Annotated in this window: 20 protein-coding genes; 14 read left to right on the forward strand and 6 right to left on the reverse strand. The window is 74.5% G+C overall.

Translation table 11 applies throughout. The annotated features are described in order from the left end of the window. Position 1: 1 nt before the first annotated feature. Both FB458_RS10340 and FB458_RS10345 read right to left on the reverse strand, forming a co-directional pair. On the reverse strand, positions 2-901 hold the full coding sequence (locus FB458_RS10340; RefSeq protein ID WP_141848416.1) for a DMT family transporter: 900 nt from the start codon (positions 899-901) through the stop codon (positions 2-4). Then, positions 898-2,112 (reverse strand): glycosyltransferase family 4 protein, encoded by a 1,215-nt coding sequence (locus tag FB458_RS10345; RefSeq protein WP_170185631.1) that lies wholly within the window; start codon positions 2,110-2,112, stop codon positions 898-900. Before FB458_RS10345 ends, FB458_RS10340 begins: the two co-directional genes overlap by 4 nt. A gap of 152 nt (positions 2,113-2,264) precedes the next feature. Here FB458_RS10345 and FB458_RS10350 point away from each other — a divergent pair, with 152 nt between their 5' ends. Together FB458_RS10350 and FB458_RS10355 are read left to right on the forward strand one after the other, a co-directional pair. Further along, the gene (locus FB458_RS10350; protein WP_211356004.1) at positions 2,265-3,107 is read left to right on the forward strand and encodes an alpha/beta fold hydrolase; all 843 of its coding nucleotides are present in this window, start codon (positions 2,265-2,267) and stop codon (positions 3,105-3,107) included. Positions 3,108-3,130: 23 nt separating this feature from the next. Further along, the gene (locus FB458_RS10355; protein ID WP_141848418.1) at positions 3,131-3,535 is read left to right on the forward strand and encodes a secondary thiamine-phosphate synthase enzyme YjbQ; all 405 of its coding nucleotides are present in this window, start codon (positions 3,131-3,133) and stop codon (positions 3,533-3,535) included. A gap of 13 nt (positions 3,536-3,548) precedes the next feature. Here FB458_RS10355 and FB458_RS10360 read toward each other — a convergent pair whose 3' ends face one another. Further along, positions 3,549-5,090 (reverse strand): sulfatase family protein, encoded by a 1,542-nt coding sequence (locus tag FB458_RS10360; RefSeq protein WP_170185632.1) that lies wholly within the window; start codon positions 5,088-5,090, stop codon positions 3,549-3,551. Positions 5,091-5,283: 193 nt separating this feature from the next. On the opposite strand from FB458_RS10360, the gene FB458_RS10365 reads away from it, so the two are divergent. The 3 genes from FB458_RS10365 to FB458_RS10375 all read left to right on the forward strand — a co-directional run bounded on the left by FB458_RS10365 (position 5,284) and on the right by FB458_RS10375 (position 10,387). Then, positions 5,284-6,501 (forward strand): putative glycoside hydrolase, encoded by a 1,218-nt coding sequence (locus FB458_RS10365; protein WP_170185633.1) that lies wholly within the window; start codon positions 5,284-5,286, stop codon positions 6,499-6,501. Between the two features lie 242 nt (positions 6,502-6,743). Then, positions 6,744-8,744 carry a glycoside hydrolase family 3 protein gene (locus FB458_RS10370; RefSeq protein ID WP_141848421.1) on the forward strand — a complete coding sequence of 667 codons (2,001 nt, stop codon included), beginning with the start codon at positions 6,744-6,746 and terminating at the stop codon, positions 8,742-8,744. Between the two features lie 89 nt (positions 8,745-8,833). After that, a complete protein-coding gene (locus tag FB458_RS10375; protein ID WP_141848422.1) occupies positions 8,834-10,387 on the forward strand; it encodes an Hsp70 family protein in 1,554 nt (517 codons plus the stop codon). Positions 10,388-10,390: 3 nt separating this feature from the next. Here the strand turns inward: FB458_RS10375 and FB458_RS10380 are convergent, their stop codons facing one another. Both FB458_RS10380 and FB458_RS10385 read right to left on the reverse strand, forming a co-directional pair. Next, on the reverse strand, positions 10,391-10,915 hold the full coding sequence (locus tag FB458_RS10380) for an SRPBCC domain-containing protein (RefSeq protein WP_141848423.1): 525 nt from the start codon (positions 10,913-10,915) through the stop codon (positions 10,391-10,393). Next, positions 10,912-11,277 (reverse strand): ArsR/SmtB family transcription factor, encoded by a 366-nt coding sequence (locus tag FB458_RS10385; protein WP_141848424.1) that lies wholly within the window; start codon positions 11,275-11,277, stop codon positions 10,912-10,914. The genes FB458_RS10380 and FB458_RS10385 overlap by 4 nt, the downstream gene beginning before the upstream one ends. Before the next feature lie 78 nt (positions 11,278-11,355). Here FB458_RS10385 and FB458_RS10390 point away from each other — a divergent pair, with 78 nt between their 5' ends. The 8 genes from FB458_RS10390 to FB458_RS10425 all read left to right on the forward strand — a co-directional run bounded on the left by FB458_RS10390 (position 11,356) and on the right by FB458_RS10425 (position 22,543). Beyond that, on the forward strand, positions 11,356-12,204 hold the full coding sequence (locus FB458_RS10390; protein WP_141848425.1) for an NAD-dependent epimerase/dehydratase family protein: 849 nt from the start codon (positions 11,356-11,358) through the stop codon (positions 12,202-12,204). A 55-nt stretch (positions 12,205-12,259) separates the two neighbouring features. Beyond that, positions 12,260-13,291, forward strand: a complete 1,032-nt coding sequence (locus FB458_RS10395) for a LacI family DNA-binding transcriptional regulator (RefSeq protein WP_246061158.1) — start codon at positions 12,260-12,262, stop codon at positions 13,289-13,291. A gap of 87 nt (positions 13,292-13,378) precedes the next feature. Next, entirely contained in the window at positions 13,379-14,695 is a 1,317-nt protein-coding gene (locus FB458_RS10400) for an ABC transporter substrate-binding protein (RefSeq protein ID WP_170185634.1), read from the forward strand. Positions 14,696-14,702: 7 nt separating this feature from the next. Then, complete coding sequence (locus FB458_RS10405; RefSeq protein ID WP_141848428.1) at positions 14,703-15,611, forward strand: carbohydrate ABC transporter permease; 909 nt, start codon at positions 14,703-14,705, stop codon at positions 15,609-15,611. Beyond that, entirely contained in the window at positions 15,608-16,543 is a 936-nt protein-coding gene (locus FB458_RS10410) for a carbohydrate ABC transporter permease (protein ID WP_246061159.1), read from the forward strand. The genes FB458_RS10405 and FB458_RS10410 overlap by 4 nt, the downstream gene beginning before the upstream one ends. Before the next feature lie 38 nt (positions 16,544-16,581). Further along, complete coding sequence (locus FB458_RS10415) at positions 16,582-17,556, forward strand: glycoside hydrolase family 130 protein (protein ID WP_141848429.1); 975 nt, start codon at positions 16,582-16,584, stop codon at positions 17,554-17,556. After that, positions 17,553-19,601, forward strand: a complete 2,049-nt coding sequence (locus FB458_RS10420) for a hypothetical protein (RefSeq protein WP_141848430.1) — start codon at positions 17,553-17,555, stop codon at positions 19,599-19,601. Before FB458_RS10415 ends, FB458_RS10420 begins: the two co-directional genes overlap by 4 nt. A 53-nt stretch (positions 19,602-19,654) precedes the next feature. Further along, positions 19,655-22,543, forward strand: coding sequence for a glycoside hydrolase family 2 TIM barrel-domain containing protein (locus tag FB458_RS10425; RefSeq protein WP_170185635.1), 2,889 nt, complete (start codon positions 19,655-19,657; stop codon positions 22,541-22,543). A gap of 87 nt (positions 22,544-22,630) precedes the next feature. Here FB458_RS10425 and FB458_RS21310 read toward each other — a convergent pair whose 3' ends face one another. Beyond that, positions 22,631-24,019: a hypothetical protein gene (locus FB458_RS21310; protein WP_170185636.1), complete on the reverse strand. Its 1,389-nt coding sequence runs from the start codon at positions 24,017-24,019 to the stop codon at positions 22,631-22,633. Between the two features lie 393 nt (positions 24,020-24,412). On the opposite strand from FB458_RS21310, the gene FB458_RS10430 reads away from it, so the two are divergent. Next, positions 24,413-25,633, forward strand: coding sequence for a S1C family serine protease (locus FB458_RS10430; protein WP_141848431.1), 1,221 nt, complete (start codon positions 24,413-24,415; stop codon positions 25,631-25,633).

A 25,633-nucleotide genomic window follows, 5' to 3' on the forward strand; every position in this document is an offset into this window, starting at 1 on the left:
GTCAGTGCGCGGCGGACACGTCCTCAAGGTGGGCGCGCTCGAGACTGAGCCGGGCCACCGTGTAGGCCATGACGGCCAGGGCCACCACGCTGAGCGTGATGTCGAGCGGGTGGTCGCGCAGCCGCTCGTGGAAGACGGCCAGGGCGAGCGCGACGCTGGCGAGCGGGTCGATGCTCGCGGTGACCGGCAGGCTCGCGGCGAGCGGCCCGGCCTGGAAGGCCAGCTGCGCCGACAGCAGCCCGAGGGAGCCGGCGACGACGAGGACCCACAGCTGCCACGACCCGAGCAGCGCGAGCAGCCCGTGCTCGGTCGCCACGTGGGTCGCGGCCTTGATGAGCGCGGCCGTGCACGCGTAGATCACGCCGGCGGCGGCGCCGTACAGGGCGGCGCTCCAGCGGCCGCCCTGGTGGCGACGCAGCAGCCGGGCCGCCACCCAGCAGCCGACGACGAGGACGACGACGACGACCGCGCTGACGACGGTCGAGGTGGCGTACGGGCGCCCCTCGCGCACCTCGAGCGCGCCGGAGACGAGGAGGAACCCGGCGACCGCGAGCACGAGGACCACGGCGTGCCCCAGCTCGGACCGGCTCATCCGGGTGCCGGCGAGGCGGTGCGCCACGGCCAGCGAGAAGAGGACGGCGACGACGAGCAGCGGTTGCACGAGGGACAGGGCGCCGAAGTGCAGCGCGACGACCTGCAGGCCCAGCCCGAAGACGTCGGCCCCGATCCCGGCCAGCCACAGCGGGTGCCGCAGGGTCGCGAGGACGAACGCACCGAGCGCGCGAGGGGTGAAGTGCTCGATCGGCGGGATGCTGCCCGCGCTGCGGTGCTTGAGCGCCGTCGCCAGGGCGAAGATCCCCGCGGAGCCGAGGCACGCGAGGACGACGAGGAGGTCCCTCACCGACCGGCGGCGAGCGGAGGGGCCGGCTCCGTCCGTGCCCGCCCCGCGCGTCCGGCCCCGCCGGTCCCGGTCCCCCCGTGGCGCCCGGGCCCACCGGCGGCGCCCGCCTGCTCGGCCGCGAGCCCGTACGCCGCCGCGGTGGCGTCGAGCAGGCTGTCCCAGGCGACCCGGCACGTGGCGGTGCGGTTGTGCTCGGCGATCCGCGCCCGCAGCCCCGGCTCGCGCACGAGCCGCACGACCGCGGACGCCATGTCCGCGTCGGTGTCGCACAGCAGGCCCTCGGCCTCGTGGTGGACGAACTCGCCGACCCCGCTGTGCGACTTGGCGACGACGGGGATGCCGGCGCAGCGCGCCTCGAGGGCGGCGATGCCGAACGACTCGAGGTCCGCCGGGGCGAGGAAGGCGTGCGCCCGGCCGAGCACCTCGTCGTGGACGATGCCGCGGTCGACGCGCCCCAGCAGCTCGACCTGGTCGGTGAGCCCGTGCCGGCGCAGGTAGGTCTGCATGGCCTTCTGCCGGGGGCCGTCGCCGGCCACGAGCAGGCGCAGGCGGGTGGGGTCGCCGAGCCGGTCCAGCTCGTCCTGCGCGGACCGGACGACCTTGAGCAGCGCCATCGGCCGCTTGCGCCGGGCCAGGCGCATGACGGCGGCGAGGACGAGCTCGCCGTCGGGCTCGGCCGGCGGCGTCGCGAGGCGCCACGGCTCCTGGTCGATGCCGTTGGGCAGCACGTGGATGGTCGTCGTGGGCGGGAGAACCCCCGCCACCGGCCCGGCGGCCGCCCGGCTGACGGCGGTCCACACGATCGGCAGGTCGGACCAGCCGCCCAGCAGGTCCATCGTCCTCATGATCGGGTGCACCCCGGCCCACATCGAGTGGACGGTGACGATGGTCGGGATGCCGCGGCGCGCGGCGGCGCGGGCCAGGAAGAAGGACAGCGGGGAGGCCACGCCGAGGTGGCCGTGGACGACGTCGGGGCGCAGCCGCTCGAGCAGCCGGATGCCCTCGCGCACGGCCAGCGGGTGCAGCGCGTGCGGGTGGGCCAGGCCCTCGGTGACCCGGTGCACCGGCACGGAGGTGCCGCGGATGCACGGGCCGCTGCCGGGGGAGCTCGTGACGACGTGCGCGTCCTCCCCGCGGGCCAGCTGGCGCTGGGCGAGGTCCGACACCTGCATCTCGATCCCGCCGAGGCGGGGCAGGTAGAAGTCGGTCACGTGGGCGATCCTCATGCCCGTCCTCCCGGGGAGGCGCTCGTGCCCGGCGTTGGCTTGCACATGGTCACGCAGGGTAGTTCGTCCGGGTGGGCGTCGCGTCCGCCTGTGGACGGAGAGTCGGCGCGTCGCGCGTCGGTGGCAGGGTGGGGACCGTGCCCGACGTCACCGACGCCTCGCCCGCTCCCGAGCCGGACGGCCTGCGGCGTACGACGGCGGTGGCGTCCGACGGCACCCGCCTCGCCGTGCAGGTCAGCGGTCCGCCGCCGTCGGCCTCGCCACGCACGCCGGTGCTGCTCCTCGCGGGCCAGGCCAACTCCCACCGGTGGTGGGACGGGCTGCGCGAGGACCTCGACGTCGACCGGACCACGGTGACGCTGGACTGGCGCGGGACGGGCGCGAGCGACGCGCCCGACGCGCCGTACGGGACGCCGGTGCTGGCCGGCGACGCCGTCGCCGTCCTCGACGCCCTCGGTCTTGGGCGGGTCGACGTCCACGGCACCTCGATGGGCGGCCGGGTCGCGCAGTGGCTCGCCGCCGACCACCCCGAGCGGGTACGACGCCTCGTCCTCGGCTGCACCTCGCCCGGCGGCCCGCACGCGGCCGAGCGCGGCCCGCAGGTGCGGCGGGCGCTGGCCGACCCGGACCCGGAACGCGCCCGGGCGGCCCTGGTCGACCTCATGGTGCCGCCGTCGTGGGTCGCCCAGCACGGCGAGCCGACCACGGTCCTCGGCGACCCGGGGATGACGCCGGCCTCGCGCGGCCGGCACCTGGTGTGCAGCAACCGGCACGACGCCTGGGACGCCCTGCCGCGCATCGTCGCCCCCACCCTCGTGCTGCACGGGGACGAGGACGCCATGGCCCCGGTCGCGAACGCGGCGCTGCTCGTCGAGCGAGTCCCCGACGCCCGGGTGCACGTGCTGGCCGGCGCCCGGCACGCCTACTTCCTGCACCGACGGGCCGAGGCCGCGGCGCTCGTGCGCGACTTCCTCGACTGACCCGGCGTGCCAGGCTGGGAGCCATGCTCAGCACGACGATCGACGTCCGCACCGGCCGCCGCGAGGTGGTCCTCGACCTGACCCGCGAGTGGTCGGACTTCGTGGCCGGGCAGGGCGACGGGCTGCTGCACGTCTTCGTCCCCCACGCGACGGCCGGGATCGCGATCCTCGAGACCGGGGCCGGCAGCGACGACGACCTGCTCTCCGCCCTCGCCGACCTGCTGCCCGCCGACGACCGGTGGCGGCACCGGCACGGCTCGCCGGGGCACGGGCGCAGCCACGTGATGCCGGCCCTCGTGCCGCCGTACGCCACCGTGCCCGTCCTCGGCGGACGCCTCGCCCTCGGCACCTGGCAGAGCATCTGCCTCGTCGACCTCAACGTCGACAACCCCGACCGGCAGGTGCGCCTCAGCCTCCTCGCCGGGTGAGGCGGGCGGGCCGCTACTGCTCGAGGACGTGCAACCGGGCCCGCAGCGTCTTCGTCACCGCCGCGGTGCCCTGCCGGCCGTAGACGTTGACCAGCTCGTCGGGGTCGGTGCGCCGGTCGTAGAGCTCGCGCTCCCCGCTCGTGTACTCCACGTAGGTCCAGCGGTCGGTGCGCAGCGCGTAGTACGGCGTGACGGGGAAGCCCGAGCTGGTCGCCCCCAGACCGTTGCCGCCGCCGCCGTCGCCCCCACCCCCGGCGCCCGACCCGCGCGGCTTCTGGATGAGCGCCTCGTCGGTCCAGGCCGCCGCCGGGTCGGTGAGCAGCGGGACGAGCGACCGCCCGTCCTGCGGGCGACCGGGGGTCGTCCTGCCGATCGTCGCGAGGGTCGTGCCGAGGTCGACGTTGGTGACGACGTGGGGGTCGCGCCGGCTCGTCGTCCCGGGGTAGCGGACCATGAGCGGCACGTGCACGCACGGCCCGTACGCGCACTGCTTGACCTCCTTCCAGCGGTGCTCGCCGAAGGAGAGGGCATGGTCGGACGTGACGACCACGACGCTGCGGTCGAGGACCCCGCGGGCGCTCAGCGTCTCGACGACCGACCTGACCAGGTCGTCGGCGGCGCGCACCGACTCCCACGACTTGCGCTGGTCGCTGTCCATCCGCTGCTCCTGGCGCGACGTCAGCAGCGGCAGGGCCTGCACCCACGCGGGTTTGTCGCTCACGTCGGCCTCGTTGAACGACGGCGGATGGGGCACGGTCGCGCCGTCGTACGCGCCGACGTACCGGCTCGGACGGTCGAAGGGCCGGTGCGGGACGAGCGTCGCGGTGTAGAGGAAGAACGGCTCGGGGGCGGTCGACACCCACTGGGACGCCTTCTGCGAGAACAGGTCCGTCGAGTGGTGCCGGTTGTCGGCGGGGTAGGTCGTCGAGGTGCCCTGGTCGTTGACGACGATCTGCTTGGTGAGGACGTTGGAGGCGGTGGGGTTCTCGGCGAACCAGCGGTCCCAGCCCGGCGGGACGTAGGCGGCGCCGCGGTCCCACGGGTAGCTGTTGAGGTACTTGCCGAAGAGGCCGGTGGTGTAGCCCGACGCGTGCAGCCACGGCGCGAGCAGGTTCGTGTCGTCGAGGTCGCGCGCGCACTGGGCGTTGTCGACGACCCCCGTGTGGTGGGCGAGCTGGCCGGTGAACACCGACGAGCGCGACGGGCAGCAGTTGGCGACGTTGACGACGGCGTCGTCGAAGCGCACCCACGAGCCGTGCGGGTCCGAGGTGAGGTACGGCATCGCCTCGTCGAGCGACTGGTAGGTCTGGTCGTCGGTGACGATGTAGACGAGGTTGGGTCGCTCCGGCAGCACCGCCGCGGCGGGGATGCCGGGGGAGCCGCCGGGCCCGACGGCGCCGAAGACGCCGTCGCGCCCCACCGCCACGGCGCCCGGCGGGGCGGCGTACGGCGTCGGGCCGGGCGCGGTGGCGCTCGCGGCGGCACCGGGCGCGAGCGCGGTGACGGCGAGCGCGGCGACGGCGCCGGCGAGGGTGATGGTCCCCGAGGTCCTCACCGGGTGATCGTGGCACGCCGGGACCCTCCTGGGCAGGGGTGGATGCAGGTTCTCCTCGGCCGGCGCCCGGCCGGCTCCCAGGCTGCCCGCTTTGTCCCTTGCCGACCGGGGCCGCGCCTGCGAGCGTGGCGGGATGCGACGGGGGTCGGGGCGAGGGCGCCCGAAGTGGTCGGGACGGCGGACGCCGACGGTGGTGGGCGCGCTCGTCGCGCTGCTGCTGGCGGGCCTCACGGGCCTCACGGTGGGACCGCCGGGGGCGGCCGCCGCACCGACGGCGCCGACGGCGACCGGGTCGGTGTTCGCGACGTGGGCGCCGCAGTACATGACCCGGGAGAGCTCGGTGACGCTCGACCAGGCGCTCGCGGACGCCCGCACGGACCTGCTCGTCGCCAAGCCGGGGATCTACACGCCGTACCTCCCGCAGATGCGGGCGCTCAACCCCGCGCTGCGGATCCTCACCTACCTCAACGCCACCGAGGCCAACCACGCGCTGGGTACCGCCTACCCCGCCGACTGGTACGTCCGCGGGGCGGACGGCACCAAGGTCCGCAGCAAGTACGGCGCCTGGATGATGGACCCGCGCAAGGCCGGGTGGGTGCGCACCCGCGCGACCGAGTGCCGCGACCGCACCGCCGAGAGCGGGTACGACGGCTGCCTCTTCGACATCATGGGTCCGGGGCCGGTCATCGGTCCGTTCGGGCCCGGGATGGCCTCCGACCGCGAGCCGATCGACGCCCGCACCGGGCTGCCGTGGACGCCGACCGACTGGATCGCCGCGACCACCGCGCTCGGCGCGACCGTCCGCGCCAAGGTCGCCCCGCTGCCGGTCTACGGCAACAGCGTCGGCGACGGCGACCGGTACTTCGGGGTCGACGGCACCGGCGCGACGGCCACGCTGCTCGACGGCACGGACGGGATGATCTCCGAGACCTTCCTGCGCGCCGGGCGGGCGCCGCTCGACCCGCCGCCGACCCTCGACCAGTGGCGGCTCAGCGTCGCGATGGTCGCCGACGCGGAGGCGAAGGGCCACGTGCTCCTGCTGTGCACGAAGGTGTGGACCGACGCGCCGGTCGCGGCCAAGGACCAGTGGCACGAGTTCTCCATGGGGACCTACCTGCTCGCCGCGCAGGGGCTGACGCGGTGGACCTTCCTCTACGACATCACCGAGCGGTCGACGACGGTGCGACCGCAGTGGGCGGCCGCCGCGCAGCTCGGGACGCCGACGGGTGCCTACACGGTCAACGGCAAGGGGGTCTACCAGCGGGTCTTCACCGGCGGGAAGGTCCTGGTCAACCCCGGGACTCGGACGCTCACGGTCTCGCTGGGCCGGCCCTTCGTCGACCTCTCCGGCGCGAGCGTGACGAGCGTGACGCTGCCGCCGCACTCGGCCAAGGTCCTGCGCCGCGCCTGACCGGGGTCCTCGCGAATCGGATTCGCGGCGCTCGGCTCCGGTCACGACCCGAGCCGAGTGGGCCAAATCCGATTCGCGGGGGCGACACCGGGCAGGAGGGGGGTCGGCGCTCCTTGGGGGAACGCTGACCGTCCGCAGGGCGAGCGCTGAACCGCAGCGGCCTAGCGTGGCGGTGCTTAACCGCTTCAGGCGCTCCTGCGCCGAGGCGCGGCAACGACGCCGACGACCGTGGAGGTCCATCCATGCCCCTGACCCGCACCGGCACCCCACCGGGTGCCCGCCCCGCCCGACGGCGCCTGCGCGCCGCCCTCGTCGCGAGCCCGCTCGCGCTCGCCCTCGCCGGTGGGCTCGCCGCCGGCCCCGCCCTCGGCGCCGGCAGCGCCACCGCGACCACGTCCACCGCGCAGGCGGTCCCCGCCGACGCGCCGTACCGGAACGCCTCGCTGCCCACCGGGCAGCGGGTGGCCGACCTGCTGTCGCGGATGACCCTGGCCGAGAAGATCGGGCAGATGACCCAGGCCGAGCGCGCCGACATCGACGCGGATCCGAGCCAGATCGCGTCGTACGGCCTCGGCAGCGTGCTCTCCGGCGGGGGCTCGGTGCCCGCCGACAACACGCCGACCGGCTGGGCCGACATGGTCGACCGCTACCAGCGGGCCGCGATGAGCACCCGGCTCGGGATCCCGCTGCTCTACGGGATTGACAGCGTCCACGGCAACAACAACCTGTACGGCGCGACGGTCTTCCCGCACGACATCGGCCTCGGCGCGACGCGCGACCCCGCCCTCGTCGAGCGGATCGAGCACATCACCGCGACCGAGACGCGCGCCGTCGGCCCCAACTGGGCCTTCGCGCCGTGCCTGTGCGTCGCCCGCGACGACCGCTGGGGCCGCACCTACGAGTCGTTCGGCGAGGACCCCGCGCTCGTCTCCACGATGAGCGTCGCCGTCCGCGGCCTGCAGGGTCCGCCCGGGCAGCTCGACCACGCCGACCGCGTGCTCGCGACCGCCAAGCACTTCGCCGGCGACGGCCTGACCGCCTACGGCACCGGCTCGGGCGACTACACCATCGACCAGGGCATCGACGTCGTCACCCGCCAGCAGTGGGAGCAGCTCGCGCTCGCGCCGTTCGTCCCGGCGGTCAAGAAGTACGACGTCGGCTCGGTCATGCCCTCGTTCTCCAGCGTCGACTGGATCGAGGACGGCGTGGGCAACCCCACGAAGATGACCGGGAACGAGCAGCTGCTCACCGGGGTCCTCAAGGGTCGGCTCGGCTTCGACGGCTTCGTCATCTCCGACTGGCGCGCCATCCACCAGCTGCCCGGCGACTACCGGCACCAGGTGAAGACGGCCGTCGACGCCGGTCTCGACATGGCCATGGAGCCCTACAGCGGCGACACCGTCGGCTGGCGCGAGTTCGAGTCGACCCTCACCGACCTCGTCCGCTCCGGTGACGTGACGATGTCGCGCATCGACGACGCGGTCACGCGCATCCTCACCAAGAAGGTCGAGCTCGGCCTCTTCGAGCACCCCTACACCGACCGGAGCAACATCGGCACGGTCGGCAGCGCCGCCCACCGCGCCGTCGCCCGCAAGGCCGTGCAGGAGTCGCAGGTCCTGCTGAAGAACGCGAACGCGACGCTCCCGCTCACCGCGGGCGCCCCCGTCTACGTCGCCGGCAGCAACGCCGACGACCTCGGCAACCAGGCGGGCGGTTGGACGCTCTCCTGGCAGGGGCAGTCGGGCCAGCACGTCATCCCGGGGACGACGATCCTCGACGGGATCCGCGAGCACGCGACCGGGACGGTGACGACGAGCACCGACGCGTCGGCCCCGGTCCCCGCCGGGGCGAACGGCGTCGTCGTCGTCGGCGAGACGCCGTACGCCGAGGGCTTCGGTGACGTCGGTGGCCCGACCCTCAACGGCCCGAACACGATGAAGCTCAGCGACGCCGACACGAAGGCGGTCCGCACGGTCTGCGCGAAGGCCGCGACCTGCACCGTCGTCGTCGTCTCGGGCCGCCCGGTCGTCATGCCGGCCGACCTGCTGGACAAGGTCGACGCGCTCGTCGCCGCGTGGCTGCCGGGCAGCGAGGGCGCCGGCGTGGCCGACGACCTGTACGGCGCCGCCCGCTACACCGGGCGGCTGCCGGTCAGCTGGCCCCGCTCCATCGCCCAGGAGCCGATCAACGTCGGCGACGGGAAGGACCCGCTCTACCCCTACGGGTTCGGCCTGAACGGCTGACCCACCGAGGGCTCACGACGGCCCCCGTCCCGGCGACTGCTCGTCGGGACGGGGGCCGCGGCCCGCGCCCGCACGCCTAGGCTGGAGCCATGGACCTCGGGCTCGACTTCGGCACCACCCGCACGGTCGTGGCCCAGGCGGACCGGGGCAACTACCCGGTGCTGTCCTTCCCCGACGAGCACGAGGACGCCCACGACCACGTGCCGACGGTCGTGGCCGACGACGGCGGGGGCCTGGTCTTCGGGTTCGACGCCCTCGCCGCAGCCCGGCGCGGCGCGCCCCTGCTGCGCTCGGTCAAGCGCTCGCTCGCCGACCCCGGCGTGACGGCCGAGTCGACCGTGTGGGTGGGCGAGCGCGAGCTGCCGCTGCTCGACGTGCTCACCGGGTTCTTCGCCCACCTGCGCGAGGCCGTCGACGGGGCCCTGGACCGCTCCTCGGGCGACGACGCCCCGCGCACCGTGGTCGGCGTCCCGGCGCGCGCGCACAGCGCGCAGCGCTTCCTCACCCTCGAGGCCGTCCGCCGCGGCGGCTTCGACGTCGTCGGGATGGTCAACGAGCCGTCGGCCGGCAGCCTCGAGTTCGCGCACCGGCAGTCGCGGTCGGTGACCTCGCGGCGCGACCACGTCCTCGTCTACGACCTCGGCGGCGGCACCTTCGACGCGTCGCTGCTGCGTCTCGACGGGACGCGGCACGAGGTCGTCGAGTCGTACGGGGTCGAGCGGCTCGGGGGCGACGACTTCGACGCGCTGCTGGCCCGGCTCGCCCTCGAGCGGGCCGGGACGACGCGCGCCGCGCTGGGGACGGCCGGCTGGGCCGACCTGCTCGACGAGGCCCGCCGGGCCAAGGAGGGGCTCACCCCGCAGACCCGCCGGGTCGGGCTCGAGGTCGCCGACGGCGACGGCGGCACCCGCCTGGTCACCGTCGACGTCGCGGACTTCTACGACGCCGCCACCCCGCTGGTCGAGCGGTCCGCCGACGCCATGGCGCCGCTCGTGGCGCTGCTGCCCGCGGCCACCGACGGCGAGGAGCTGCCCGGGGTCGCCGGGGTGTACGTCGTCGGCGGCGCGACGTCGCTGCCCCTCGTGCCGCGGGTGCTGCGCGCCCGCTTCGGGAGGCGGGTGCACCGCTCCCCGCTGCCGAGCGCCTCGACCGCGATCGGGCTGGCGATCGCCGCGGACCCGGACCGGCCGTTCTCGTTGCGGGACAGGCTCTCCCGCGGCTTCGGCGTCTTCCGCGAGCGCGAGGCGGGCGGGCAGGTCTCGTTCGACCCGATCCTCGACCGGGGTCTGCTGACGCCGGACCCGGTCGCCCCCGGCGACGCGTCGGAGCGGCTCACCGTGACCCGTCGCTACCGCGCCGCGCACAGCGTCGGCTGGTTCCGCTTCGTCGAGTACGCCGGCCTCGACGCCGCCGGCCAGCCCCGGGGCGACCTCGCCCCGGCGGGGGAGGTGCTCTTCCCCTTCGACCCGGCGCTGCAGGGTGAGGGCGTGGCGCTGCGCGACGCCCCGGTCGTGCGCCGCGAGCACGGGCCGCTGGTCGAGGAGCGCTACACCGTCGACCCGGCCGGCGTCGTCAGCGTCGAGGTCGTCGACCTCGACACGGGCTACCGCACCGTGCAGGAGGTCGGCGCCGGCGTGCGCTGAGCGTCAGGACCCGGTCGGCGCGTGCCGGTCGGAGAGCTCGCGCCAGCGGGCGTGCCAGCTCGCGCAGGGCTGCTCGGCCGACCACGGCTCGTCGTACACCGGCGCGTCGGTCGCCACGGCGCGACCGAGGTCCTCGAGGTGGACGCTCCACCCGGCGACGTAGTGGTGCAGCCCGGTCAGCGGGAGCCCGCGCTCCTCGACGACGAGCCGGGTGCGGTCCCCTTCCGCGGTCAGCCACACCTCGACGACGGTCTCCTCGTCCGTGCCGACGTCCGAGAGCAGGCGCAGGTGGGTCGGGGCCTCGCACGTCTCGACGAGCACCGCCCCGCTCCACGAGCTGGTGAACACCGCCTGCACGGTGCCGCCCTCGTGCAGGTCGTCGCCCTCGACCCGGGCGATCCAGCGGGCCAGCCGCTCGGGCCGGGTGCAGGCGTCCCAGAGGTCGGCCAGGTCGGTGTCGTAGACGTCCTCGACGCGGACGACGCCGCGGGTGTCGTCGAGCGGACGGGTGCTGGTGGTGACGGTCATGACGGGTCCTTCGCGGTGGTGTGGGTGGTGTGGGTCGTGTGGGTGGTGGCGCGCGTACGGCGCCCCCGGGCGACCTCGGTGTGCAGGGCGTCCAGTCGCTGCCGCCACAGGACGCGGTAGCCCTCGAGCCACTCGTCGACCTCGACGAGCGCCTCGGGCCGCAGCGTGTAGATCCGGCGCTGCGCGTCGGCCTGCACGTCGACCAGCCCGGCCTCGCGCAGCACCCGCAGGTGCCGCGAGACGCCCGGTCGGGCGATCGGCAGCGCGTCGGCGAGCTCGCCGGCCGTGGCGGGGTGGTCCCGGAGGATCTCCAGCACGGTGCGGCGGCTCGGGTCGGCGAGCGCTTGGAGGACGGCGTCCATGCCGTCAACTTACCGATACGGTTACGTAACCGCAAGGGTACGCAGGCACGTCGCGCCGGCCCGGGTAGCGTGCGCCAGGTGACCACGACCACCGTCCTCGTCACCGGTGCCTCGGGGCGCATCGGCGGGTTCCTGCGCACCCGGCTGGCCCGGCCCGGGCGGGTGCTGCGGCTGCTCACCCCCGACCCGCTGCCCACCCTCGCGGGCACGGGGGAGGAGGAGCTGGTCACCGGGTCCGTCCTCGACGAGGACCTGCTGACCCGGGCCACCGCCGGCGTCGACGCGGTCGTCCACCTCGGGGGGATCCCCACCGAGGCGGCCTTCGACGCCGTCCTGGAGACCAACGTCCTGGGCAGCCGCCGGGTCCTCGAGGCGGCCCACCAGGGCGCCGTACGGCGCGTCGTGATCGCCTCGAGCAGCCACGCGCTCGGCTTCCGCCGCCGCGAGGAGGTGGTGGGCGGGGTGCTGCCCGACGGCCTGCCGCCGCGGCCGGACACCTACTACGGCTGGAGCAAGGCGGCCGTCGAGCACCTCGCCCAGCTGTACGCCGACCGCTTCGGCCAGGAGGTCGTCTCGCTGCGCATCGGGGCCTGTGTGGAGCGGCCGCACACCGAGCGCGACCTCGCGATCTGGCTCTCGCCGGACGACGTCGGTCGGCTCGTCGAGGCGGCGCTGACCGGGCCGGTCGACGGCCACGTCGTGGTCTGGGGCGTCTCGCGCAACACCCGCGCCTGGTGGTCGCAGGAGGCGGCGCGGGCCCTCGGCTACGAGGCGACCGACGACTCCGAGGTGTTCGCGGCCGACCTCCTGCGCGAGCGTGCCGAGGCGGGCCGCACCACCAGCGACGCGGAGGACCTGCGCACCGTCGGGGGCGAGATGCTGCGGGTGCCGCTCGGGCGCCGCGACGAGCCGGACGGCGTGCGGTAGCGTTCCCGTCCTGCCGGGACCGCCCGGCAGGGAGGTCGTTCCAGTGCGCTCGAGAGTGACCATCCTCGACGTCGCCGCCGAGGCGCAGGTCTCCATCGCCTCCGTCTCGGCCGCCCTCAACGACCGCCCCGGGGTCTCGACCGAGACGCGGGCCCGCATCCTCGCGGTGGCCGACCGTCTCGGCTGGGTGCCCTCGCTGCGCGGGCGCAGCCTCTCGGGCAAGCGGGCGTACGCCGTCGGGCTCGTCCTCGAGCGCGCGACGACCGTGCTGGAGTCGGACCCGTTCTTCGCCGCCTTCATCGCCGGCGTGGAGTCTGTCCTCGAGCGACGCGGCTACGCGCTCGTCCTGCAGATGGCGGGCACCCACAAGGCGGCGACCGAGCGCTACCGCCGGATGGCGCTCGACCACCGGGTCGACGGGGTCTTCCTCACCGACATGGCGGCGACCGACCCGCGGGTCCCGCTGCTGCGCGACCTCGGCCTGCCCGCCGTGGCGGTCAACAGCGACCCCGGCTGCGAGCTGCCGTCGGTGCGCCAGGACCACCTGCCCGGGCTGCGGTCGCTCGTCGAGCAGGTCGTCGCGCTCGGCCACAGCGACGTCGCGCACCTCGCCGGCCGGCGCGGCCTGATCCACACCCGGCAGCGGCTCGCCGTCTGGCGCAGCGTCCTCGTCGACGCCGGGCTGCGCCCCGGACCGGTGGTGTACGGCGACTTCTCGACCGAGAGCGGCAGCCGCGCCGCCCCACGGCTGCTCGCGGGTCCCACGCCTCCCAGCGCGGTGGTCTGCGCGAGCGACCTCATGGCGGTCGGGCTGGTCTCGGGCGCGGGGGCGCTCGGCCTCGACGTCCCCTCGGACCTCTCGGTGACCGGCTTCGACGGCATCGAGATCGGGGGGTTCCTCAGGCCCTCCCTCACCACGGTCGCGACGGCCCCGCGCCGGCTGGGGGCGGCCGCGGCGGAGACGCTGCTGCGGCTGCTCGACGGCGACCGGGTCGAGGACGTCGAGATCGAGGCGACGACCCCGGTGCTGCGCGGCTCGCTGGTCGCGCCCCGGCCGACGCGCAGCGTTCCCCCCCGAAACGTTTAGGTCGGGCTCCTTCCGCCCGGCGCGAGCCGGTGCTACGTTGCCAGGAACCTAAACGTTTCGGTTCTTGGAGGACAGATGGCGACGACGATGTCGAACAGGTCCCGCTCGGCCGCCCTCGTGGCGACCGCCGGCGCACTGGCCCTGGCGGCCTGCAGCGGCGGGAGCGGCGCAGCCGGTGGTGCCGCCCCCACGGTGGGAGGCCAGGTCAAGGGCACCCTCAACATCCTCGTGTCGAGCTCGGCCGGCTCCGACGCGGGCTTCCAGGCGGTCAACAAGGCCTTCCAGGCCGCGAACCCCGGTGTGCAGGTGAGCTTCTCGGCCATCCCGAACGAGGACTACAACCAGGCGCGAGCCTCCCGGCTCACCGCCGGCAGCGCCGACATCGTCGTCGCCTTCCCCCGCGAGGTGCCGAGCTACGTCCCGGCGAGCAACGCCGGCGACGACGCCCGCCTCGCCGACTCCGGGGGCTTCCTCGACCTGTCGGGGCAGTCGTTCCTCTCCGCCTTCAACCCGACCGTGCTCAAGGCGACGACGTACAAGGGCAAGAACTACACGGTGCCGACCGGCCTCAGCTACTACACGGGCATGTTCTACAACAAGAAGATCTTCCAGCAGAACGGGATCAGCGTCCCGACGACGTGGGACGAGCTGGTCACGGCCTGCGAGGCCCTCAAGGCCAAGGGCGTCACGCCGCTGGGCATCGCCGGCAAGGACTCCGCCGGGGTCATGACCCTCGGCGTCGTCCAGGGCCTCTACCCCTCCGCCGACGCCAAGACCGCGCTGGCGAAGGGTCTCTACGACGGGCAGACCAAGCTCGACGACGGCACGCAGGAGGAGGTCCTGCAGCGCGTCCAGACCCTCTACGGCTTCGCCGAGCCCAACTTCGCCGGCGTCAACTACGCGACGATGACGGCCGACTTCGTGGCCGGCAAGTTCGCGATGATGCCCGACGGCACGTGGAACACGACGACGCTGCAGAAGGCCGGCGGCAGCAACCTCGACTTCGGCTACGTCCCGCTGCCCTCGAGCGACACCGCGGGCGACAACGCCTCGCTCGGCGGCAAGGTCGAACTGTCCCTCGCCATCCCGGCCAACGCGAAGAACCCCGACGCGGCCGTCGCGTGGATGGACTTCTTCACCAAGCACTACGACCTCTTCGACGACCAGGCCGGCTTCGCACCGGCGGTGCAGGGCGCGAAGAGCAACGCGTTCTACAGCGGGGTCGAGAAGTACACCCAGCAGTTCCAGGCCGCCTGGGACACGATCTGGATCGCCAACACCAAGGCCGGGCCGAACGCCACGGTGCCGTTCAACTGGGCCGGCATCTCGCCGATGGGCGGGGCCGACGCGGCCGGCGCGGCGCAGGCGGCGCAGAAGGACTGGTCCGCCGGTCTGGCCAAGTGAGCCGGGCGTGAACCGCTCCTTCCTCTTCGGACGGAGGTCGAGCGCGCAGCTGGTCTTCGCGCTCGGCCTGGCCCTCGTCGTCGTCTTCTCGCTCGTGCCGGCGGTCGGGGTGCTCGCCATCTCGTTCACCGACATCCGGTCGCTGCCGTTCCTGCCCGTGCACTTCGTGGGGCTGGACAACTACACGACGTTCTTCTCCTCGGCCCAGCTCGGCTACAACGTCCACGCGCTGCGCAACACGCTCGTCTTCGCCGTCGCGGTCACGCTGTTCCAGAACGTCATCGCCCTGTTCATCGCCGTCCTGCTCAACCAGCGGCTGCGCGGGCGGACCGCCGCCCGCGCCATCGTCTTCCTCCCGACGATCCTCGGCGTCACGGTCATCGGCCTCGTCTTCAGCCTGCTCTTCAACCCCTCGGGCGGGCCGGCGGCGAGCGTGTGGAGCTGGTTCGGGTCGTCGTCGGCGTTCTTCGGCTCGCCGTCGCTGGCCATGCCGCTCGTCATCGCCGTCCAGGTCTGGTCGGGCATCGGCGTCGCGGTCGTCATCTACCTCGCGGGGCTGCAGGCCATCCCGCAGGAGCTCTACGAGGTCGCCGCCATCGACGGCGCCGGCGGGTGGCAGCGGCTGCGCCACGTCACCTACCCCCTCCTGGCCCCGTCGGTCACCGCGAACACCCTGCTGTGCGTCATCGGCGCGCTGCAGAGCTACCAGCTGATCTACGTCCTCACCGGGCCGATCAACCCGGCCACCCAGGTGCTCTCGCTGGCGATCTTCACCCAGGGCTTCGGCGGGGCCCAGGGCGGGGTCGCCCAGTCGCAGGGCTACGCGGCCGCCATCTCGGTCGTCCAGTTCCTCATCGTCATGGTCGTGTCACTGGCGACGCTGGCCTACCTGCGTCGGAGGGAGACCCAGCTGTGAGCGTCATCGGCCCCACCGCGGTCACCACCGGCGACCCCTCCGGCGCCCCGACCGGCGACCCCCACGCTCCCGCCGGTACCCCCGCCCGCGACCCGGGACGTCGTACGGGGGCCGCGGCACCCCGGTCCCGCGCGCGGATCGCGCTCTACGTCGTCATGGCGCTCGTCGTGGTCGTCTACGCCTACCCGCTGCTCTTCCTGCTCAACACGGCGCTGAAGTCGGACGCGGAGTTCTTCCGCAACCCGACCGGGCTGGTCACGCTGCCGCAGCTCGGCAACTTCGTCACCGCCTGGGAGAAGGGCAACTTCGCCGCCTACCTGCTCAACAGCGTCCTCTACACCTTCGTGGCCGCGGCGATCGGGACGCTCATCTCGCTCATGGTCGGCTTCCCGGTCGCGCGCGGCTACCTGCGCCACACCCGGCTGTGGAGCTCGCTCTTCGCGGCGATGCTCTTCCTGCCCAACACCCTCGTCACCGTCTTCCAGCTGGCGCTGCGGCTCAACCTCTACGACACCCGGCTGGGCTACATCCTCATCATGGCCTCGGGCGTCGGCGTCGGTCCGCTGCTCATCGCCGGCTACGTGAAGTCCGTCCCGAAGGAGATCGACGAGGCCGCCGCCCTCGACGGCGTCGGGTACGTCCGCTACCTCTTCACGTTCCTGCCGTCGCTCATCAAGCCGGTGCTCGCGACGGTCTTCATCCTGCAGGCCATCGGCGTGTGGAACGACATCATCCTCGCGACCATCCTGCTGCCCGACCAGAGCAAGTTCCCGGTCACCCTCGGGCTGTTCGCCTTCAAGGGCACCTACGTCAGCCAGTGGAGCCTGCTCTCCGCCGCGACGATCATCGTCGCCGCGCCGTTGCTGGTGGTCTACCTCTTCCTCCAGCGCTACCTCGTCGCCAGCGTCGTCGGCGGCGCCGTCAAGGGCTGACCCGCACCTCCCACCCCTCGTCCCTGATCGGAGCCCCCATGCCCACCGTCAGCACCGGACCCGTCGCCTTCCCCCTCGGGCCGTTCACGCCCTACGAGCACAACCCGATCCTCGCGCCGCAGGGCGACACGTGGGAGTCGGGCAGCGTCTACAACCCCGCGGCGATCGTCGTCGACGACCGCGTCGCCCTGCTCTACCGCGCCCACGCCGACGACGTCGTCTCGCACGTCGGCCTCGCCTGGAGCGACGACGGCACCACCTTCAAGCGCGAGGCCGACCCGGTCCTGTCGCCCAGCGAGGACTACGACCGGTACGGCGTCGAGGACCCCCGGGTCACCGAGGTCGACGGCACCTACTACCTCACCTACTCGGGGTGGGACCGGTCGCGCGCCGTGCTCTGCCTGGCCACCTCGACCGACCTGCGCTCGTGGACCAAGCACGGGCCGATGTTCCCCGGCTTCGACACCTTCCAGCCGCAGGGCCGCGAGGACGGCGGCACCGGCGACTGGTCGAAGGCGGGCGGGATCCTGCCGCACAAGGTCGGTGACCACTGGCTGATGTTCTTCGGCGAGGGGTCGATCTGGGCGGCGACCTCGCCCGACCTGCTGCACTGGACGCCGGTCGTGCGCGACACCGAGGCGCCGCTGATGGCGCCGCGACCGGGGACGTTCAGCGACTTCCTCGTCGAGGTGGGGCCACCACCGCTGCTCACCGACGACGGGCTCGTCCTGCTGGTCCACAACGCCGCGGTGAAGAACCCCGACGGCACGGTGCGCTACACCGCCGGGCAGGCGCTCGTCGACCCGGAGCGGCCCACCGAGCTGCTCGCCGAGCTCACCCGCCCCTGGCTCGAGCCGACGACGTACGAGGACACCCACGGGCTGGTCTCCAACGTCACCTTCGTCGAGGGGCTGGTCTGGTTCCGCGACCGGTGGTTCGCCTACTACGGCCAGTCCGACTCGACGCTCGGCGTCGCGACCTCCCGCCCCGGCGACCGGTGGTCGTCGCTGTGAGCGCGCTCCCCACCCGCCGCAGCGTCCTCGCCGGCGCCGCCGGGACGCTCACGGCCGCCGGCCTGGTCACCGCCCCGTCCTCGGCCTCCGCGTCGCCGACGGCCGCCGCCCCCGCGGGCGGTCGCCGGCTGACCAACCTCGCCCACCTGCGCTGGCTGCTCGACGACGTCCCGCTCGCCGTGAGCAGCACCCACACGACGATCGACATCGCGCAGCGCCCGACCGGCCGCGCCCCGTGGACCTACGCGAACGCGACGTCCGACGGCGGGTTCGACCGGGTCGGCGGTGGCAGCCTCGACCCCGCGACGGGCCACTGGTCGCAGGGCGCCTACAACGCCGACGACATCGCGCGCGCCGCCGTCGTCTTCGCCCGCGCCGCCCGTGCCGGTGTCGACGGGCAGAGCGCCGACGACGCGCTCGAGCTGCTGCGCACCCTCACCTGGCTCCAGGACGTCGACGGCCCCCACGCCGGCGACGTCGTGCTCTGGCTCCAGCCCGACGGCGAGCTCAACCTCACGCCCACCCCGCCGGACTCGCCGAACCCGTCCGACAGCGCCGAGTCCTACTGGCTGGCGCGCACCGTGTGGGCCATCGGCGAGGGCTACGCGCTCTTCGTCGGCCGCGACGTCCGCGTCGCCCGCTTCCTCAAGAGACGGATGTCGCTGTGCCTCGACGCGCTGGAGCGGGCGAGCCTCTCGCGCTACGGCACCTGGCTCGTCGCCGACGACGTCCGGGTCCCGGGCTGGCTCGTCACCGGTGGTGCCGACGCGACCGCCGAGGCGTGCCTCGGCCTGGCCGCCTACCTCGAGGCCGACCCCTACGCGACCCGCGTCCGGCGCGCCCTCACCCGCTACACCAAGGGCGTCGCCGCCATGCGCTCCGGGGCCACCGGAACCTGGCCGTACGGCGCCGTCCTGCCCACCGTCACCTCGCAGAGCTTCTGGCACGCCTGGGGCGGCGAGGCCCCCGCGGCCCTCGGTGCGGCGGCCCGCGTCCTCGGCGACGCCACCGCAAGGGCGGCGCTGCTCTCCGACGCCGGCACCTTCACCCCGCAGGTGCTCACCTCCGGCGGCCCGCACAACGCGTGGGCGCCGTTGCCCGCCGAGGCGCAGATCGCGTACGGCGCCGAGGGGCGCGTCGCGGGCCTGCTCGCCGCCGCGGACCTCACCGGCTCGCGCGGGTTCCTCACCCTGGCCGGGCTGGCCGGTGGCTGGTTCTTCGGGGCGAACACCTCGGGCCGCCCGGTCTACGACCCCGCCACCGGCGTGACCAACGACGGCGTCGAGACCGACGGGCGCGTCAACGTCAACAGCGGCGCCGAGTCGACGATCCACGGCCAGCTGGCGATGCTCGCGCTCGACGCCCACCCGGTCGCGGCGGCGCTCGCCGCCTCGGTCACCGGCTACGCCTTCCACGGCCTCACCGTCGTCGAGGCCGAGAGCGGCACCCTCGCCGGCGGCGCCGCCGTCGTGACCCCGCCGTCGGCCTGGACCGGCGCCGCCAACTGGTCCGGCGGCGCGTACGTCGACGTCCCGGCCGGCGGCACGGTGGGCGTCACCCTCCCCGGACCGGTCGGTGACGACCAGTGGCTGCTCCAGCCGGTCGTCGACCGGCGTCCGGGCGACCTCGGGCGCAGCCGGTACTGGGCGGTGGACGCGGCGGGGCGTCGTACCCTCGTCGGCACCCTGCCGAACGGCGGTCTGCGCCGTACGGGTGTCGTGCCGGCGGACGGGCTGCTGAGGCCGTTCCCGCTGCCCCGACCGCTGCCGGCCGGCACCGTGTCGGTGCTCGTCGACACGACCGGCGACCTGCGCCTCGACGCGCTCGTCCTGCTGCCGGTCGTCTCGACGGTGACCTACGCACGCGGCTCGGGCACCCCCGCGGTGCTCTACGCCAACGCCACCACGGACCCGGCGTCGTGCGGCGCGGTGGCCCCGGGGTCGGGCTGGACGTGGACCGCGGGCGGCGTGCGACGGGGGGCCGTGGCCGGCGTCCCGGGTGGCACGGTGACGGTGACCGCGGGGGGCTTCGCCGTCACCACCTGACGCCCCTCGGACCGCGCTGACCGCGGGGAGCGCGGGCGGGTAGCGTCCTGCCCGTGCTCCCCGACATCGGCGTCCTGCGCCCCTGGACCGACCCCACCTGCGTCGCCATCGGCCGCCTGCCGCTGCACGCCGACGCGACCCGCCCCGACACCGCCCGGCTCGTCCTCGACGGCGACTGGGACTTCCGCCTGGCGGAGACCCCGGACGACGTCGAGGCGACCTGGGTCGCCGCGCAGCCGCCGGCCGACGGGTGGCGCACCCTCGCCGTCCCCGGCAACTGGACGATGCAGATCGCCGAGGACCTGCCGCACTACACGAACGTCCAGATGCCCTTCCCCGGCCCGCCGCCGCGGCTGCCCGAGCGCAACCCCACCGGCGTCTACCGCCGCACCGTCGACGTGCCGGCCGACTGGGACGGGCGCCGGCTCGTGCTGCGGCTCGACGGCGTCGAGACCGCCCACGCCGTCTGGCTCGACGGCACGTTCGTCGGCTACGGGACCGACAGCCGCCTCCCGAGCGAGTACGACGTCACCGCGCTGCTGACTCCCGGCCGACCGGCGCAGCTGGCGCTCGCGGTCGTGCGCTACGCCGCCGCCAGCTACGTCGAGGACCAGGACAACTGGTGGATGGCCGGTCCGCACCGCGGCATCGTCCTCGAGGCGCTGCCGACGACCGCGCTCGACGACGTCGTCGTCGTGCCCGACTGGGACCCGGAGACCGGTCTCGGCCGGGCCGACATCGCCGCGACCGTGCGCTTCGCCGGCGAGCCGCAGGAGGGGTGGACCGTCCGGGTCGTCCTCGGCGGCGTCGACGGCGGGCCGGGCCACCCCGGCGCCGACGACCTCGACGCGCCCGTCCCGACGTCGCTGCGCCCCTACGAGTACCGCGGCCACACCGCGCACGTCGTGTGGGAGGACCTCGACGTCGAGCCGTGGAGCGCGGAGCGCCCCGAGCTGCACGAGGTGCGCGTCGAGCTGCTCGACCCTCAGGGCGACGTCGTGGACGTCGTCACGACGCGCACCGGCTTCCGGCGCACCGAGGTCCGGGGAAGCGACTTCCTCGTCAACGGACAGCGGGTCTGGGTGCACGGTGTCAACCGGCACGACATCCACCCCGACCGCGGCAGCGCCGTCACCCGGGAGGACATCCGCGACGACCTGCTGCAGATGCGGCGGCACAACATCACCGCCGTCCGCACCTCGCACTACCCGAACGACTCGGCCTTCTACGAGCTGTGCGACGAGCTCGGGTTCTACGTCGTCTGCGAGGCGGACATCGAGTCGCACGCGTGGAACTGGTCGCTGTGCGACGACCCCGACTACCGGGCCACCTGGGTCGACCGGGGCGCGCGGATGGTCAGCCGGCTGCGTAACCACCCGAGCATCGTCCAGTGGAGCCTCGGCAACGAGAGCGGCTACGGCGCCAACCACGACGCGCTCGCGGGGTGGATCCGCCGGGTCGACCCGTCGCGGCCGCTGCACTACGAGGACGCGATCCGCACCCTCGGCTGGCTGCACGGCCACCACGCGACCGACGTCGTCTGCCCGATGTACGCGACGATCGACGCCATCGCGGCCTACGGCGCGCAGGTCGCCTCGGGCGAGGCCGACCGGCCCCTGGTGCTGTGCGAGTACTCGCACGCGATGGGCAACAGCAACGGCTCGCTGGCCGACTACTGGGAGACGATCTGGTCCACCCCCGGTCTGCAGGGCGGGTTCGTCTGGGAGTGGAAGGACCACGGGCTGCGCCAGACGCTGCCCGACGGCCGCACCCGCCTCGCCTACGGCGGCCAGTTCGGTGACGAGCCCAACGACGCGAACTTCGTCGCCGACGGGCTCGTCTCGGCCGATCTCGGGCCGCACCCGGCGATGCGGGAGCTGGCCTGGGTGCACCGTCCGGTCGCCGTCGAGGTCGCACCCGGGGGCGACGGGCTGCTGGTGCGCAACCGGCAGGCCTTCCTCGGCCTGGACGGGCTGGTCGGGCGCTGGCGCCTCACCGTCGACGGCGAGCCCGCTGGGGAGGGCGAGCTCGCGGTGGAGGTGGCCCCGCTCGGGGAGGCGACGACGCCGTACCCCCGCGACGTGCCGGAGGGCGCCTCGGTGCTGCTCGACGTCGAGTGGACCACCCGCGAGGACGCGTGGTGGGCGCCGGCCGGTCACCTCGTGGCCTGGGACCAGGTCGTCCTGCGCGGGGGCGCCGTGCCCGCGCCGGCCGCGGACGGCGGCCGCGTCCCCACCGCCGACGAGGCGGGCGCCCCGGCGCTGCACGTGTGGCGGGCGGCGACCGACAACGACGGCTTCAAGGTCTTCCACGCCGACGAGGACGACGAGCTGCAGGGCGGCAAGGCCCTCGCGAGCTGGAAGCGCTGGGGCCTGCTCGACGACGGCTTCACGCTGCCGCACGAGCTGTCCAGCGAGGAGGCGGCCGGCGGGGTGCTGCACCGGCTCGTCGTCGACGTGCCGCAGGAGTACGACGACCTCCCGCGCGTCGGGATGGTCCTCGAGGTCGACCCCCGCTTCTCGCAGGTCTCGTGGTTCGGCCGCGGCCCGCACGAGTGCTACCCGGACCGGCAGTCGTCCGCGGTCCTCGGCCGGCACGAGGGGCCGGTCGACGACCTGCCGTACCTCATGCCGCAGGAGTACGGGCTGCGCACCGACACGACCTGGGTCGAGCTGGTCGACCCCGCCACCGGGGACGCGCTGCGGTTCACGACGCGGGGTGAGCCGTTCCACTTCTCGGCGACCCGGCACACGTCGCGGCAGCTGTGGGCGGCCCGGTCGGCCGACGAGCTGGAGCCCCACGACCGGCTCGTCGTCTGCCTCGACGCCGCGCACCGCGGGCTGGGGACGGCCAGCTGCGGTCCCGACGTCCTGGACCGCTACAAGGTCCCCACCGGGCGCCACGAGGTCGCCGTCCTCGTGCAGGTCGTCCGCCCGGTCTAGCCGGACGCGAGGACGGGCCGGCGCTGGTGCGCCGGCCCGTCCCCGTCGTGCTGATGCGGAGCGGTGGTCGTGCGGTGGTCGTGCGGGTCAGCCGACCCGGTGGCCGGCCGTGGCGCCGGACCAGGCGGCGCCGGTCGCGCCCCGGCGCTGCGCGGAGACCGTCGGGCCGGCCGACGGGTCCTCGAAGGTGCCCGACACGTCGACGACGAGCGGCGTGGTGCCGGACAGGTTGAACGCCCGGAACGAGGCCGCGGCGCCCGCCTCCAGCGCGACGACCGCCCCGTTGGAGCGGGTCGTCCCGGGGGTGATGTTGAGGCTGCTCACCGTCGGGGCGTAGCCGCCGCCGACCGTGAGGTAGGTCGACAGCGTCGGGTTCACCGAGGTGAGGTTGGCGGCCAGGGCGACCGTCGAGCCCGTCGTCACGCTCGAGGCCGAGAACGTACGCGTCTGCTGCGGGCCGAGGTTCGGCGCCTGCGCCGAGCGGGTGTCGACGATGCGCACCGGGGAGGACAGCGGGCGGAAGCGGGCGTCGGTCTGGCCCGTGTCGGTGCCCGGCGTCGTGTAGACGCCGACGACGTCGACGACGAGACCGGTCGTCCCGCCGAAGAGCGTCGTCTGCAGGCGGAAGCTCGGCAGCTCCAGGCCGCCCGCGGTGACGGTCCCGGCGCCGACCTCGACGAGGTTGGCCGTCGTGACGCCCTTGCGGAAGTTCAGCGAGCTGGTCGCCGGCTTCGGGCCGACGCCGTCCCACGCCGTGACGTAGCCGTCGCTCGTCGAGCCGACCGAGGTGACGTTGAGGACCCAACCGGTGATCGAGGAGTTGCGGTCGACTCCGTCGACGTCGAAGTCCTGGAAGATGTCGACGAAGTCGCCGTTCGAGTACACCTCCTTGAACTTGCGGCTGTCGTAGACGCGCGTCGGGGGCAGCGGCTGCAGGCCGCCGTACGTCGTGTCTTCGGTTGCCGCGTAGTAGCCCACGACGTCGGCGACGACGTCGGTCGTCCCGGCGCTGTTGGTGATCGAGACGCCGCCGTCGGCCCCGAGCGGGACGGTGACGAGGTTGGCGTTCGGGACGCCCGCGACGAAGGGCACCGAGGAGGTGCTGGGCAGGACGGTCCCGGACGGGTAGGCGGTGAGGAAGCCCCCCGTCGTGCCGTTGGTGGCCGTGAGGTTGAGGACGACGGCGGTCGCGCCGCCGAGGGCGGGCAGACCGGCGCGGCCGACCAGCGAGGTGGTGACCGACGCGCCCGGACCCACCTTGGCCCTGGCGGCGCCGACGCCCGAGCGGGTGTCGAGGACCCGGCTGGGCGACAGCGGCACGAAGGCGCCGCCCGTCGTCGGGGCGGAGGTGACGGTCGCGGTGGCCGGTGCGGCCGAGGCGAGCGGGGCGACGCCGAGGACGGCGCCGGAGGCGGCGACGGTGACGGCCGCGAAGGCGAGCAGGCGGGCGCCGCGCGGGCGCAGGAGACGGGACATGTGTGGACCCCCCAGGTCGGGTCGAGCCGTGGCTCGAGGAACGGCGGGTGACCTCCCGCCGTGGCCCCCGGTCGGGGGCCACGCGGATCGTATTCACGCCCCCCGCGCCTCCGCCCCCCTCGTCGGCGCCGTGGGCGCGGTCGGGCCGGACGGACGAGGGGGGCATCGGCCGAACGGACGATGGCCCGGTCCTCACGGCTGCGACCTCCCGCCGTCACACGTGCCGCACAGGGACGCGGACGAGGTTGGGGGACAACGAGATCCGCGACGGTCGCGGAGGGCGTTCAGGAGACCACCATGACCCGTGCAGCAGACGACCAGACTTCCCCCGAGTCGCTTCCCCGGTCCCTTCCCGGGACGCCTTCCGGGGCTCTCCCCGGGGCCGAGCAGCCGGTGACCCCGGCGCACCGCCCCGCCGGGTCGAGCGGTCGGCGGCGGGCCGCCGCCCTGCTCGTCGCCGCCCTCGCGGTCGGCGGGGTCGCCGGCGGCGGCTCGGTGCTCGCCCTGCGCACGACCGCGGCGACCACGTCGGCCGCCTCCTCGGCGACCGCGGGCACCGGGACCGGCGGCGCGTCCGGGACGACGGGATCGCCGGTCTGGTGGGGCGGCCGCGGGGGCTGGACCGAGGGCGGCCTCGGCGGGGTGTCGGGGACGAGCGGGTCGACGGACGGGACGACGAGCGGGACGACGAGCGGGGCGAGCGGCGGGACGACGAGCGGGACGACGACGAGCCCGACGTCGACCCAGCTGACCGGCCTGGTCCGGATCGACTCGACCCTCACCGACGGGGAGGCCGCGGGGACCGGCATGGTCCTCACGGCCGACGGGCGCGTCGTCACCAACCACCACGTCGTCGAGGGGGCGACCTCGATCCGGGTGACGGTGATGAGCACGGGCCGCACCTACACGGCGACGTACGTCGGCGGGGACGCGACGGCCGACGTCGCGGTCCTGCAGCTGCAGGGGGCGAGCGGTCTCACGCCGGTCACCTTCGCGGCGTCCGCCGCGACCACGGGCCAGTCCGTCACCGCCGTCGGCGACGCGCAGGGGGAGTCGACGCTCACCGCGGCGCCGGGGACGGTCACCGCGCTGGCCCAGGAGATCGACGTCCAGGGCGACGACGGCACGACGCACCACCTCTCCGGCCTCGTGGAGCTCGCGGCCGACATCGTCCCCGGCGACTCCGGGGGTGCGGTCTACGACGCCGCCGGGCAGGTCGTCGCGATGAACGTCGCCGCCTCGAGCGGCACCCGCGACGTCACCGGCTACGCCATCCCCGCGGCGACGGTGCGCCAGGTGGTCGACGAGGTCGTCGCCGGGCGGGCGAGCGACACCGTGGCCCTCGGGTACGACGGCTATCTCGGGGTCGGCCTCGCGTCCGACGGCTCCACGACGGTGTACGGCGTCGTCGCCGGCGGACCGGTCGACGGCTCCGGCCTGGCGGCCGGTGACACGGTGACGTCCGTGGACGGGACGAGCGTCTCGAGCGGGGACCAGCTGCGCGCGGCCGTCACCGCGCACCGCCCGGGGGACCGGGTGGCGCTGACCTGGACCGCTCCGGACGGGACCACGGGGTCGGCGACGGTCGTCCTCGGGACGGCCCCGATCGCCTGA

This window comes from Lapillicoccus jejuensis, from assembly GCF_006715055.1.
GTDB classification, from domain to species: Bacteria; Actinomycetota; Actinomycetes; order Actinomycetales; family Dermatophilaceae; genus Lapillicoccus; species Lapillicoccus jejuensis.